This is a genomic window from Microvirga sp. RSM25 (assembly GCF_044784385.1).
GTDB classification, from domain to species: Bacteria; Pseudomonadota; Alphaproteobacteria; order Rhizobiales; family Beijerinckiaceae; genus Microvirga; species Microvirga tunisiensis.
In genome coordinates this window covers 4103753-4117337 of record NZ_CP173039.1, presented here as the reverse complement: position 1 = coordinate 4117337, position 13585 = coordinate 4103753, and the positions used below count along the sequence as shown (strand labels likewise).

Annotated in this window: 13 protein-coding genes; 8 read left to right on the top strand and 5 right to left on the bottom strand. The window is 62.9% G+C overall.

Annotated features, from left to right (window positions below):
- Nucleotides 1-62: 62 nt before the first annotated feature.
- The 4 genes from ACD578_RS19505 (at nt 63) to ACD578_RS19490 (ending at nt 3696) form a co-directional block, all read left to right on the top strand.
- Nucleotides 63-1562: an ABC transporter substrate-binding protein gene (locus tag ACD578_RS19505; protein WP_404287703.1), complete on the top strand. Its 1500-nt coding sequence runs from the start codon at nt 63-65 to the stop codon at nt 1560-1562.
- 65 nt (nt 1563-1627) lie between these two features.
- Nucleotides 1628-2575, top strand: a complete 948-nt coding sequence (locus tag ACD578_RS19500; protein ID WP_404287701.1) for an ABC transporter permease — start codon at nt 1628-1630, stop codon at nt 2573-2575.
- 3 nt (nt 2576-2578) lie between these two features.
- Entirely contained in the window at nt 2579-3403 is an 825-nt protein-coding gene (locus ACD578_RS19495; RefSeq protein ID WP_162002953.1) for an ABC transporter permease subunit, read from the top strand.
- Nucleotides 3400-3696 (top strand): hypothetical protein, encoded by a 297-nt coding sequence (locus tag ACD578_RS19490; RefSeq protein ID WP_404287699.1) that lies wholly within the window; start codon nt 3400-3402, stop codon nt 3694-3696. Before ACD578_RS19495 ends, ACD578_RS19490 begins: the two co-directional genes overlap by 4 nt.
- 303 nt (nt 3697-3999) lie before the next feature.
- Here ACD578_RS19490 and ACD578_RS19485 read toward each other — a convergent pair whose 3' ends face one another.
- The 5 genes from ACD578_RS19485 to ACD578_RS19465 are packed head-to-tail and all read right to left on the bottom strand — an operon-like array spanning nt 4000 to nt 8917.
- On the bottom strand, nt 4000-5067 hold the full coding sequence (locus tag ACD578_RS19485; protein ID WP_404287697.1) for a Gfo/Idh/MocA family oxidoreductase: 1068 nt from the start codon (nt 5065-5067) through the stop codon (nt 4000-4002).
- Between the two features lie 14 nt (nt 5068-5081).
- Complete coding sequence (gene nagA / locus ACD578_RS19480) at nt 5082-6215, bottom strand: N-acetylglucosamine-6-phosphate deacetylase (RefSeq protein ID WP_404287695.1); 1134 nt, start codon at nt 6213-6215, stop codon at nt 5082-5084.
- Nucleotides 6215-7267 carry an SIS domain-containing protein gene (locus ACD578_RS19475; RefSeq protein ID WP_404287693.1) on the bottom strand — a complete coding sequence of 351 codons (1053 nt, stop codon included), beginning with the start codon at nt 7265-7267 and terminating at the stop codon, nt 6215-6217. Before ACD578_RS19475 ends, nagA begins: the two co-directional genes overlap by 1 nt.
- Nucleotides 7254-8039 (bottom strand): GntR family transcriptional regulator, encoded by a 786-nt coding sequence (locus ACD578_RS19470; protein WP_404287691.1) that lies wholly within the window; start codon nt 8037-8039, stop codon nt 7254-7256. The genes ACD578_RS19475 and ACD578_RS19470 overlap by 14 nt, the downstream gene beginning before the upstream one ends.
- Nucleotides 8036-8917, bottom strand: coding sequence for a BadF/BadG/BcrA/BcrD ATPase family protein (locus tag ACD578_RS19465; RefSeq protein WP_404287689.1), 882 nt, complete (start codon nt 8915-8917; stop codon nt 8036-8038). Before ACD578_RS19465 ends, ACD578_RS19470 begins: the two co-directional genes overlap by 4 nt.
- Before the next feature lie 365 nt (nt 8918-9282).
- Between ACD578_RS19465 and ACD578_RS19460 the strand changes: the two genes are divergently transcribed.
- The 4 genes from ACD578_RS19460 (at nt 9283) to ACD578_RS19445 (ending at nt 13565) form a co-directional block, all read left to right on the top strand.
- On the top strand, nt 9283-10572 hold the full coding sequence (locus ACD578_RS19460; RefSeq protein WP_404287687.1) for an ABC transporter substrate-binding protein: 1290 nt from the start codon (nt 9283-9285) through the stop codon (nt 10570-10572).
- 72 nt (nt 10573-10644) lie between these two features.
- A complete protein-coding gene (locus ACD578_RS19455; RefSeq protein ID WP_404287685.1) occupies nt 10645-11607 on the top strand; it encodes a carbohydrate ABC transporter permease in 963 nt (320 codons plus the stop codon).
- 13 nt (nt 11608-11620) lie between these two features.
- A complete protein-coding gene (locus tag ACD578_RS19450) occupies nt 11621-12448 on the top strand; it encodes a carbohydrate ABC transporter permease (protein WP_404287683.1) in 828 nt (275 codons plus the stop codon).
- Nucleotides 12449-12473: 25 nt separating this feature from the next.
- The gene (locus ACD578_RS19445; protein WP_404287681.1) at nt 12474-13565 is read left to right on the top strand and encodes an ABC transporter ATP-binding protein; all 1092 of its coding nucleotides are present in this window, start codon (nt 12474-12476) and stop codon (nt 13563-13565) included.
- The last annotated feature ends 20 nt before the right edge of the window (nt 13566-13585 follow it).

Here is a 13585-nt window from a genome sequence, read left to right as displayed (position 1 = left end):
CCATGACAGGTTCCCGGCGATGGCCTATAAATCCCCTGCGGCTTCCAAGGGAGAAAAGACGCATGATCAGGTCAGCACTGCGCAGCGCAATCGGTGCAGGTTTCATGGTAGCCGCGATGGCTTCCGCTTCGGCTCAGGTTCTGGAGATCGGCGTGGATAACGGCCCGACGGGTCTCGATCCGCACCTCATCACCGCCTTTCCGAGCTTCATGGTGGTGAACGGCAACATCTACGAGGGCCTCACCGCCATCGATAAGGACCTGAAGATCGTCCCCGGCCTCGCCGAATCCTGGACCGTCTCGTCGGACGGCAAGGCCTACACCTTCAAGCTGCGTTCGGGCGTGAAATTCCATGACGGCTCCGCCATGGAGGCCGAGGATGTGGTGTCCTCGATCAAACGCGTGCTGAGCAAGGACATCGCTTCGCCCTTGGCAAGTCGCCTCTCGGCCATCGAGAGCGCCAACGCGGTCGACGGCACAACCATGGAGCTGAAGCTCAAGGAGCCGTCCGCCGCCCTTCTGAGCTCGCTTGCCACCATCGCCATCGTGCCGAGTGCCATGGAAGCGAACAAGGATGCCCTGCAGAAGGCACCGGTCGGCACGGGCCCGTTCAAGTTCCAGGAATGGCAGCCGAACGGCTTCATCCTCCTGACCAAGAACGAGACCTACTGGGACAAGGGCATGCCGAAGCTCGCAGGTCTCAAGTTCAACATCGTGCCGGAATCGGCCACCCGTCAGGTCGGCCTGAGCAATGGCCAGTATGCGCTTCTGCCCAACATCGATGCGGCCACGGCGCTGCAGCTCAAAGGCAAGCCGAACGTGAAGCTCTCCGAGACCATGGATCTCGCCTACACGCTCATCGGCATGAACGTGTCGAAGCCGCCCTTCGACAATCCGAAGGTGCGCGAGGCGGTGAACTATGCCATCAACCGCCAGGAGATCGTCGACGCGGCTCTCTTCGGCGCCGGCGTGCCCGGCGGTCCGCTGTCGCCTGCCCTGAAATCCTGGGCGCTCGATGTGAACCAATTCGCCTGCTACAAGCCCGACCCCGCCAAGGCGCAGGCGCTGCTAAAGGAAGCGGGCGTGGCAACGCCTGTGGCCGTCACCATGAAGGTCCTGCCGCGCCAGGACATCAAGGACATCGCCCAGGTGGTGCAGGAGCAGCTGAACAAGGCGGGCTTCAAGGTCGAATTGATCAACCAGGAGCAGGGCCAGTTCATCCAGGATTGGCGCAACAGCAACTTCGATCTGTTCGCATCCCTCAATGCGGGACAGCCCGATCCGGATGATTATTTCTACCGCACCTTCCGCACGGGCGGTTCGACCAACGTGTTCAAGTATTCGGATGCGGAGATCGACGGGCTGCTCGACCAGGCCCGTACCCAGCAGGACCAAGCTGCGCGCAAGTCGGCCTATGACAAGGTGCAGCAGAAGCTCGCCTGCTCGGGACCGGCGGCGCATCTCACCTACGGAACCCTGTTCTCGGCCATGAACGGCAAGCTGCAGGGCTTTGATACGATGCCGAACCGTTCTCTCCTGAACCTGCGCAACGCGTCCTACTGAACATCACTCATGGTCCCGGCGCTGTCCTCGCGGCGCCGGGATCTTTATTGGAAGAGCCTGCCCGTATGAACCGCGTTCTGCTCGCACGCCTCATCGATCTCGTCATCGTCCTCTTCGGCGTGTCGATCATCGTGTTCCTGATGATCCGGATGATCCCCGGCGATGCGGTGGCGATCATGCTGGGAGCGAATACCGAGATCACGCCCGAGCGCATGGCGGAGCTCAACCGCCGCGTCGGTCTCGATCGTCCCATCGTCGAGCAATATTTGCTCTGGGCCGGATCGGCCCTGCGTGGCGATTTCGGCACCTCCCTCTGGACCGGTCGGCCGGTCTCGACCGAAATTCTTCTCCATCTGTGGCCGACGCTGGAACTCACCCTTCTGTCGCTCGTCATCGGCGCCGTGCTCGCGGTTCCTGTCGGCTGCCTGATGGCGCAGACCCGCGGCGGTGCGGCCGATGTCGCCATGCGTGTCACCGCCATCGCGGGTTTGACGATCCCGTCCTTCTGGCTCGGAATCGTGCTGATCCTGTTCCTCTCCAGCTGGGCCCCTGGTTTCGCATCGCTCGGCTATGTGCCCTTCTCGGAGGATCCCGCGGGCAATCTCCAGCGCATGATGCTGCCGGCCTTTGCTCTGGCGCTGCCGATTCTTGCCAATCTCTCGCGTCTGGTGCGCTCGGCCATGCTCGACGCGCTGGGGCAGGATTACGTCCGCACCGCCCGCGCCAAGGGTCTGCCGGAGCGGCGCGTCGTCTACAAGCATGCCCTGCGCAATGCGTTGATTCCGTTTCTCACCAGTGTCGGCATCATGACCGGGTATCTGCTTGGCGGCGCCATCGTGGTCGAGCAGGTCTTTGCCATTCCGGGCCTCGGGCGGCTTATCCTCGGCGCTATCGCCGAGCGCAACTATCCGCTGATCCAAGCCACCATCCTCGTGGTGACGGCGGGCTTCGTCGTCGTGAACTTCCTGGTCGACTTCCTCTACATCATCGTCGATCCCCGCGTGAGGGCTTGAGCCGTGTCGCGTCTGGCCAAGAACAAGCTTCTCGCCTTCGCCGTCATTCTGGTGGCGGTCCAGCTCATCCTCGCGATCGGGGCGCCCTTGTTCGCGCCTTATGATCCCATGGCGCAGAGCGTCGCACGGCGCCTGCGCGCGCCGTCCGAGCTGAACTGGTTCGGCACCGACCAATTGGGTCGGGATGTGCTGACACGCATCCTCTACGGCTATCGCACCTCTCTTATCGCCTGCCTGCTCGCCGTCGGCGTCGCGCTTCTCGCCGGTGGTGCGCTCGGTCTTGTCGCCGCCTATTACCGCGGCTGGCTCGACCGCATCATCATGCGCGTCATGGACGTGCTCTTCGCCTTCCCAGTGATGCTGCTCGCGATCGGCATCATCGCCGTCCTGGGACCGCACACCTACAGCGCGGCCGCCGCCATCGCCGTCGTCTACACGCCGATCTTCGCCCGCCTCCTGCGCGGCCCGGCGCTCGTTCTGTGCGAGAGCGAGTATGTGGCGGGAGCGAAAGCCATCGGCGCTTCGGATGCCCGCATCATCTTCCTGCACATCCTGCCGAACCTCGCCTCCGTCATCCTGGTCCAGACGAGCCTGCTGCTCTCCGCGGCCATCCTGGTAGAGGCCTCATTGTCCTTCCTCGGTCTCGGCACACAGCCGCCGACACCGTCGCTCGGCCTGATGCTGTCGGAAGGCCGCAACTTCCTCATGCTCTCGCCGTGGAGCGCGATCTTCGCGGGCTTTGCCATCCTGTTCCTGTCCTTCGGCTTCAATCTCCTGGGCGACGCCCTGCGCGACACGCTCGATCCGCGCCTGCGGGGACAGCCGTGATTGTGCGGCCTGCCAAGATTGAGGATATTCAGACTCTCGCCACGATTGCCGAAAGATCCTACCGGGCAGCCTTTGCGGACATCCTGGAAGAGGATGTGCTCGCAAGCCGGAGTGTCAGTTATTTCGAAGAGCGGTTCGCCGCCGCATGGGAGCGCATGCTGGTGGCGCTTTCCGGCCAAACGCCCCTCGGATTCCTGCTCATGACCGATGGGCATATCGACATGCTGTTCATGGATCCTGACGCGGGTGGCCGGGGGGCGGCGCGCTTCTGCTGCAGCGGGCTGAAACATTAGGGGCAAAGAGTCTCGAGTGCTTCCGCGACAATTATGGCGCCCGACGCTTCTACGAGCGTCATGGCTGGCGAGTGGAACGGGAATACGAACGCGAGTTCGTCGGGCGCAGCCGCAGCTTCGTCCTTTATGAGAAGAGCTAATCGCCAGTCGGTAAGAAGGCCAGTTACATTCACTCACCTCATCCTGAGGAGGCGCGTAGCGCCGTCTCGAAGGAGTCTCCATAGAACACTGAACTCTCCTTCGAGACGGATTGCTGATGCAATCCTCCTCAGGATGAGGGTCGGGGATAAATTCTATCGCTTTTTATAGCGATATGACCCGCCCCGTCCGCACCGCCTCGTCGGCGGCGAGCACGATGCGCAGGGAGCGGACCGCATCGTTCATGTGATCCGTCAGGTCAACATCCTCCTGGATCGCGCGCAGGAGGAAGCGCTGTTCCCGCTCGCAGAGGGCATCGTGATCCGGCTCGTCCGTGGTGCCGATGCGCTCGTCCGCCTTCGCAAAGGTCCCGTCGCCCTTGAGAGCGGCATGATGGAGCAGGATCTGGTTCGTCTTGGTGTGCGCATTGATGTCGTCCGAGCGGATCTCACCGGCGGTTTCGGCCATGACGATGCTCACGCTTCCCTTCGGCCCGATCACATCCTTCACGAAATAGGCCGTCTCGCTCATCATCGGGCCCCATCCGGCCTCGTACCAGCCGACGGAGCCGTCGTCGAAGGTCACGTGGAGATGGCCGTAATTGTACATGCCAGCGGGCATGTCCTCGGTCAGGCGCGTGCCGACCCCATGGACCTGCACGGGCTTCGCCTTTGTGATCTGGCACATGACATCCACGTAATGCACGCCGCAATCGACGACGGGGGAGAGGGATTGCAGCAGGCGTTTGTGCGCATCCCAGGCCGCTCCGCTCGATTGCTGATTGAGGTTCATGCGGAAGACGTGGGGCGTGCCCAAGGTCTTGGCGATCTCGATGAACTTGATCCAGGAGGGATGGTGGCGGAGGATATAGCCAATGACGAGCTTGCGCTTCGTCCGGATCGCCGTTTCGACGACGCGCTCGGCGTCCTTCACCGTGTCGGCGAGCGGCTTCTCCACGAAGACGTGGGCGCCCGCCTCCATGGCGCGGATCGCATAGGGAGCGTGCGTGTTGGACCACGTGTTGATCGACACCACATCCGGCTTCACGGCTTCAAGGGCTTCGTCGAACTCGGTAAAGCGCGGCGCACCCTGCAAAGCGACTGGAAGATTCATGCTTTCGATGTTGCGTGTGCAGAGCCCCGCGATCTCGTAGCCATCAATACGTCCATAGGCGAGAGCATGGGACAGTCCCATGTTCCCGAGCCCGACCACGAGAACCCTTTGTGCGCTCATCGAACGATTCCTGCTCAGTTGCTGTTTCCGCCAATCCAAGTCTGCCGCACCTGGAGGCTCTCGTCGAGCAGAACGAGGTCGGCGCGATAGCCGGGTGCGATCCGACCCAACTCGCGACCGAGGCGCAGGAACTGGGCCGGGATCAGCGAAGCCATACGCAGCACATCCGGCAGAGGAAGACCGAGTCGTTGCACGGCGTTGCGCACGGCGCTGGCCATGTCGAGATCGGAGCCGGCGAGGGTCCCGTCCGCCGTGGTGAGTCGGCCGTCCTTGCGGTAGATCGTGCGTCCGTGCAACGCGAAGCTGGTCAGATCGGTGCCGGTCACCGCCATGGCATCGGTCACAAGCATCATCCGCTCCGTGCCCTTGGCCGCGATGGCAACCCGCAGGGCGGCATCGCTCACGTGGTGACCGTCGACGATGAGGCCGCACCAAGTATCCGGGCTGTCGAGAGCGGCGCCGACGGGGCCCGGATCGCGCCCGGCCAATGGCGGCATGGCATTGTAAAGATGCGTGAAGCCGCACAGGCCATGGCGGATGGCCTCCATGACGGTTTCATAGTCGCTGGCCGTGTGGCCGGCGCAGACCAGCACACCCGCCGATGCAAGGCGGGCAATCGCCTCCATGCCGTTGCGCTCGGGCGCCAGCGTTACGAGGGTACGGCCCTCGCGCAGGGAGGTCATGATCGCGATGTCCTCATCCTCCATCGGGCGCATGAAGGCGGGATTGTGCACGCCTTTGCGCTCGGGACTGATGAAGGGGCCTTCAAGGTGAATGCCGAGAACGCCGGGAATGCGGGCGGCGAGCGCCTCGCGCATTGCCTCCACGGCTTCCGCCATCGTCTCACGGGTGTCCGTGATGAAAGTCGGCAGCAGGCCCGTCGTGCCATAGGTCCTGTGAGCCTCGGCGATGGTCCTGATGCCGCCGACGGACCGCATGTCGTTGTAGAGCACCCCGCCGCCGCCATTGACCTGCACGTCTATGAAGCCCGGAGCCAACAGGCCCTCGATCCGGCGGCGCTCGATTCCGGCGCCCAGATCCTGTTCATGAACCAAGCCGAGAATGCGGCCGTTCGCGATGACGACGGCGCGCCCGTCAAGCATGTGCGCGCCGTCGAAGACGCGGGCTCCCACGAGAGCAATGGACATCAGACGGTCTCCGTCACCTTGCGCAGGCGCGGCGGATTGTCGGGATTGCGGCCGCGCGCCAGGGCAATGGCATTCACGAGAGGGTAGAAGCTCTGGATGAGAGCGATGGGCGCGAGATAAGGATGCGCATCCTCGACCGGCGTGAGCATCACGGTGGCGGGGCCCTCGGCGGCGCCGGCGACGATGACGGGAACACCCTGTTCGTTCAGCTTGGCCACCAGATCGTTGACGCCGCTCAGGGTCTCATCCCGCTGGCTGAGCACCAGGATCGGAAAGTGATCGCCTGCGAGCGTCCAAGGGCCATGCATCAGTTCGGCGGCGCTCATCGCCTCCGCATGAACGCCGGATGTCTCCTTGAGCTTGAGTGCGGCCTCCTGCGCAACGGCAAACCCCACGCCGCGGCCGACGACGAACAGGTTGTTCGCTTCGGACAGTACCGGAAGCGCGACCGACCAGTCGGTCCTGGAAGCCTTGGCGAGCACGTCCGGCAGTGTGTCGAGAGCGTCTAGAAGCTCCCGATCCTGCGACCAGTGCGCCACGAGCTGCAGTCCTGCGGCGAGCGCTGCGATGAACGATTTCGTGGCGGCCACGCTCTTCTCGGGGCCCGCATGGAGCGGCAGCACGACCTCGCAGGTGGAAGCGAGCGGCGAGGACGTGTCGTTCACGAGTGCTACCGTCAGCGCTCCGTCATCCCGTCCGGCCCGGGCGAGATTGAGAATGTCGGGGCTGCGGCCCGATTGCGACACGGCGAGGAACAGAGCGTCGCGCATGCGCGGACGCGCTTCATAGACGGAGGTCACCGAAGGGCCGACGGAGGCCGTCACGAGACCGGAATGAATTTCGAGAAGATATTTGACGAAGGTCGCCGCATTGTCCGAACTGCCGCGCGCGCAGGTTACAGCAAAAGGCGGCGGGGAAGCCCGCAGGCGCTCGCCGAGTTCGCGGCACAGGGGCGCGTTGCTCTCGAGCAGGTGCGCCACCACCTGCGGCGCTTCTTGGGCCTCGCGCAGCATGGCCGTCAGGGCAGTGGCATTCGTGTCAGGCATCATCATTGTGCATCCGTTCGGGCTGGCTGATGGTCAGCTCGGCCACGAAATCATAGGCATCGCCCCGGTAATAGGACGAGGTGAATTCGACGACTTCGCCCGTGGCGGTGAACGAGCGGCGTTCGATGTAAAGTGCTGGACTCTGAGGCGGAACGCTGAGCAGCGAAGCCTGTTCCTCGTTCAGCAGAACCGCGTGCAATCTCTGCAAGGCACGCGTGGGCATGAAGCCCTGGTCGTGCAGAACCGCATAGAGCGACTGCCTGACGAGGGAAGGATCGGGCAGGACCTTCGAGGGAATGACTGCATTCTCGATCGCCATGGGAATGCCGTTGGCGAGGCGCAGGCGGTTGACGCGGCTCACCAGATCGCCTGGCGAGAGTCCAAGGGCCATCAGCTCGTCCGTCGAAGCCGGTCCCGTCGAACGGCTCAGCATCACGGCCGAGGATTTCAGGCCGCGGGCCGACATGTCGTCGGTAAAGCTCGACAGGCGGGAGAGGGGCTGTTCGAGCCGCATCTGCGGCGCGATGAAGGTGCCCGAGCCCCAGCGTTGGACGAGCACGCCCTTCTGCACCAGCCCCGTGATGGCCTTGCGCACCGTGACGCGCGAGATGCCGAGCTGCTTGGCAAGGTCCCGCTCGCCCGGAAGCGCGGCATCCGCCTTGAGCGCGCCCTTGCGGACCGCTTCCTCGATGGATTGCTGGAGCTGGAGATAGAGCGGCGTGGGATTTCCTTCATCGAGAGGAACGAAGGTGAGCGACTCGCTGGATTGTTCGTTCATGGCGCTCTCCCCTGGAGAGCCATGCGAGCCAGGAGAATGGCACCATCGAGCGCATCTGCCATAGGAGCCGTGATGGTTCGCTGGATGGGCGGCGAAAGCCAAGGCCGGAGCGGCTCCGCCAGGCCCCCGAAGAGGCAGATGGCCGGAGCCCCGAGGTCGAGCAGGCGCGTGCCGATCGCACTCAGCCCGGCGGCGGCATCCTCGATGATGGCGGTGCCGAGAGGGTCGCGCCGTTCGGCATGCTGCAGGACAAGCGGCGCAAAGCGTCCGTAATCGGCCGGGCGTGCCTTGCCGACCCAATCCACGAGGATCTCGAGATCGTCATTGAACTCGGCGAGAACCGTATCCGAAAGCGGCGTCGATGGCGCGCGTCCGTCATGAGCCCAGATGCAGCGGCGCAGGAGTTCGCGCCCGATGGCGGCGCCACTGCCTTCATCCGAGATCTCGTAGCCCCAGCCGCCGACATAATGGCACTGGCCGCTGGTGCCGCCATAGCCACAGGAGCCCGTGCCGACGATCAGGATGGCTCCGTCGCCTCCCTTGAAGGCGCCGAGCCAGGCGGTATGGGCATCGGTCTCGATCTCGAAGGATGCGAAAGGATGGGCGCGCGACAGAAGGCGTTCGACCGCGCTGGTCTGCCCGGCGCCGGCGGCTCCCATGCCGGCATGAATCCGCTTCAGGTCGTTTTCGTGAAGCCCTGCCTGGGCAAGAGCCTCGCGGCAGGCCGTCAAAATCGAGTTCCAGACCAGATCGGGATCGAGGCGGAAGTTGGAAGGCCCGCCCGTTCCTTCACCCAGCAGCGTACCTTGAGCATCGCGCAGTCGGGCCCGGCACTTGGTGCCGCCGCCGTCAATGCCAAGGAACAAAAGGTCGGTCATAGGGAAACGGATCTCGGAGCGGTCTTACGGACAGGTACCATGCCACTTAATGTCCAGTTCGGGAAGAGGCGCCGGCATGGAATAACCAGCCGCTTTGTCCACAGCCCGGACGAGCTTCACGGGGTAAGAGCGCAAAGGCTTGAAAAAGAAGAGCCGGCAAATTGTGGCTGACGGCTTCAAAGAAGAGTTGTCTTTGAATATTGCCGATACCAATATGAGGTCACTTGTCCAAAAAGCTTTCGGATGGAACAGTCAGGCTGGCCCGCCGGAAAGCGCAGAATGCAATAAAATCGGCACGGGACAATCAGAGGAATACATTATCAGAGGCGTTTCCAGGCGCCTCTCGATCACGGAGGACAAAGACAATGACGAAACTTCATTCGAGAGCGTTCCTGCGTCGCGCAGGACAGTTGCTCGCGAGCGCCTCGGTGGCTGCGGCGGCTCTTGCTTTCGCCAATGCCGCCTCGGCCCAGACGCTCACCATCGAGAGCTGGCGCAACGACGACGCGGATGTCTGGAACACCAAGATCATCCCAGCCTTCAACAAGGCTCATCCCAACATCAAGGTTCAGTTCAAGGCCGATCCGCCGACCGAGTACAACGCCGCCCTCAACGCGCGCTTGGCCGGCGGCACTGCAGGCGATCTCATCACCTGCCGCCCGTTCGATGCGTCCCTCGACCTGTTCAAGAAGGGCAACCTGACCTCCGTCAACGACGTCAAGGGCATCGAGAACTTCTCCGACGTTGCCAAGAGCGCCTGGTCCACGGACGACGGCAAGACCACCTTCTGCATGCCGATGGCCTCGGTGATCCACGGCTTCGTCTACAACAAGGAGATCTTCGACGAGCTGAAGCTCACGCCGCCGAAGACGGTGGCCGAGTTCCATGCGGTGCTCGACAAGATCAAGGCCGACGGCAAGTACACGCCGATTGCCATGGGCACGGCCGATCAATGGGAGGCCGCCACCATGGGCTTCCAGAATATCGGTGTGAACTACTGGAAGGGCGAGGAGGGCCGCAAGGCGCTCATCGAGGGCAAGCAGAAGTTCACCGATCCGGCCTATGTGGACGCGTTCAAGGAGCTCGCGACCTGGGCGCCCTATATGGGCGACGGCTACAAGTCCCAGAAATATCCGGACACGCAGAACCTGTTCACGCTCGGCCGTGCGGCCATCTATCCGGCCGGCTCCTGGGATGTGCCGATCTTCCGCAAGCAGGCGGATTTCGAGTTCGATGCCTTCGCGCCGCCTGTCGTGAAGGCTGGCGACAAATGCTACATCAGCGACCACACGGACATTGCGGTCGGCATCAACGCCAAGTCGAAGAATGTCGAGGCAGCCAAGACCTTCCTGTCATGGGTGGCTTCGCCTGAATTTGCCGAGATCTATGCCAACGAGTTGCCAGGTTTCTTCCCGCTCTCCAAGGCCAAGGTCGAGGTAAAGGACCCGGTGGCGGCCAAGTTCGTCGGCTGGCGCGGCACCTGCGAAAGCTCGATCCGCAACTCCTACCAGATCCTGTCGCGTGGCACGCCGAATCTCGAGAACGAGCTTTGGAACGTGAGCGCTCAGGTGTTGAACGGCAGCATGAAGCCTGAAGAGGCGGCCAAGAAGGCCGAGGACGGCCTTGCCAGCTGGTACGAGCCGCACAAGAAGTAATCGCTGACCACGTCGAGGCGGGCCGCTCCCGAGGTGCGGCCCGCCATCCCTACTCCTTCGGCCTGGAGCAGCATGACAGATCTTACGGCTTCACGGGTTCAATCGGCGGACGCGGTGCCTACCCGCTCGCGCTTCCCTGTCCATATCGCTGTGTTCCTGGCGCCGGCGCTTGCGATCTACACCCTGTTCTCGATCTATCCGCTGATCGACACGATCCGACTGAGCCTTTATGCGGGCGACGAGACGGGAGTGCGCAGCTTCGTCGGTCTCCAGAATTTCCAAACACTCCTGACGGACCCCAACTGGTCGAGCCAGTTCTGGAACGCCTTTCGCAACAACCTGATTTTCTTCGCCATTCACATGGTGGTGCAGAACGGCATCGGCTTGGGGCTCGCCATGCTGCTCAGCTTGCCGCGTCTGATCGGCGGCAGCGTCTATCGCACCCTCATCTTCCTGCCGACCATGCTGTCTGTCGTTATCATCGGCTTCATCTGGCAGCTCATGCTCAACCCGCTCTGGGGCATTGCGCCGAGTCTTTTGAAAGCTGTCGGCCTGGGAAGCGTGTTCGGGCCCTGGCTCGGCCAGGAATCGACGGCCCTGCTGACGGTTTCTCTCATCTCGGTCTGGCAATTCGTCGGCATTCCCATGATGCTGATCTATGCGGCGCTCCTGAACATTCCCGACGATCTGCTCGATGCCGCCACCGTCGACGGAGCGGGGCCCTTCAGCGTGTTCTGGTTCGTCCGTCTGCCCCTGATCCTGCCGACGCTGGGTGTCGTGTCGATTCTGACCTTCGTTGCCAACTTCAACGCCTTCGATCTGATCTATGCCATCAAGGGCGCGCTCGCGGGTCCGAACTTCTCGACCGACATCCTTGGCACCTTCTTCTATCGCACCTTCTTCGGCTTCCAGCTTCAGGTCGGCAGCCCGACCATGGGGGCGGCGGTCGCGACCGCGATGCTCGTCATCATCCTGGTGGGCGTGCTGATCTATCTCTTCGGCGTGCAGCGGCGGCTGCAGCGGCATAGCTTCTAAGGGAGACCGGGACATGACCATCAGGCCCGGCCGCATTGCCGTTCACATCGCCTTGATCCTCTATACGATCCTGGCGCTGGGTCCGATCCTCCTCATCCTGATCAACGCGTTCAAGACTCGGCGGGCGATCTTCGCCGATCCGCTCGGCTTTCCCGATGGTCAGACATTCACGACCATCGGGTTCGGCCGGGTTTTCGCCAATTCCGATTTCGGCCTTTACTTCTTCAACAGCCTCACGGTGACATTGGTCTCCCTCGTGTTGATCGTCCTCATCGGCGCGATGGCCGCCTGGGCGCTGACGGAATACAAGTTTCGCGGCAATACGCTGATCGGGCTTTATCTCGCCATCGGAATCATGGTGCCGATCAGGTTGGGCAGCGTCAGCATCCTGCGCATGATGGTGGAGCTGAACCTCGTCAACACCCTGACGGCGCTGATCCTCGTCTATGTGGCGCAAGGATTGCCGCTTGCCATCCTGATCCTGGGCGAGTTCATCCAGCAGATCCCGAAGGACCTGCGCGATGCTGCCCGGTGCGATGGGGTCAGCGAGTACCGGATTTTCTTCAGCATCATCCTGCCCCTGATCAGCCCCGCCATCGCGACGGTCGCCGTGTTCACTATGGTGCCGGTCTGGAACGATCTCTGGTTCCCGCTGATCCTCGCTCCCGGAGACGGCAAGCAGACGATCACGCTCGGGGTGCAGCAATTCATCGGCCAGTATGTGACGGACTGGAACGCCGTGCTCGCCTCGCTGACGCTGGCGATCGCGCCCGTTCTCGTTCTCTATCTTCTCTTCTCGCGCTATCTCGTGCGCGGCCTGACGGCCGGCGCCGTGAAGTAATGCCTTACTCCAGGAATTGACCGCAATGGCTGATGTTTCCCTGCACGGTATCGCCAAATCCTTCGGAGCGACGGAGATCCTGCGCGATATCAATCTTTCCGTCGAGGACGGGGAATTCGTCGTCTTCGTCGGTCCGTCCGGTTGCGGCAAGTCCACCCTGCTTCGCATCATCGCCGGTCTCGAGACGGTCAGCGGCGGCGAGATCAGGATCGGCAGCAGGCGGGTCAACGAGTTGCCGCCGGCGGATCGCAAGATCGCCATGGTGTTCCAGTCCTACGCGCTCTACCCGCATATGAACGTCTACAAGAACATGGCCTTCGGCCTGAAATTCGCCAAGACGAACAAGGCGGAGGTGGAACGCCGCGTGCGTCAGGCGGCGGAGATCCTGAAGCTCACGCCGCTTCTCGACCGCAAGCCGCGTGAGCTGTCGGGCGGCCAGAGGCAGCGCGTGGCGATCGGCCGGGCCATCGTGCGCAACCCGAGCGTCTTCCTCTTCGACGAGCCTCTCTCGAACCTGGATGCAGCCCTTCGCGTCAACACGCGCCTCGAGATCGCAAAGCTCCACCGGGATCTCGGTGCGACGATGATCTATGTGACCCACGATCAGGTCGAGGCCATGACGCTCGCGTCCAAGATCGTGGTGATGAACCATGGGCGGATCGAGCAGGTCGGCGCACCGCTGGAGCTCTATCGCAACCCCCGCAACCTGTTCGTTGCCGGCTTCATCGGCTCGCCGCGGATGAACTTCATCAAGGGGCAGGTTCTGCGCCTCGAGGGCACCAGTGCTACCATCGGCTTTGCGGGCACGGAAGCGGCGGTGAATGTGCGATCCGCTGGCGTGGCGGCGGGCGACCATGTGACGGTCGGCATCAGGCCCGAGCACATGGAAGAGGGTGGGGCCGACACGGCCTCCCTGCGAGGCACCATCGATGCCGTCGAGCAATTAGGCGAGTCGAGCTATGTCTATATGAAGCTCGCAAGCGGTGACGACGTGATCGTCCGCGCTCCCGGAGAGACCGATGCGGTGCCGGGCGGATCCTACACCGCCCACGTCCCAACGCGCGCCTTGCATGTCTTTGACGCATCCGGTGTGTCGGTTCTCGCTGAGCGGGGGTGACACGCTCTCACGTCATGGCC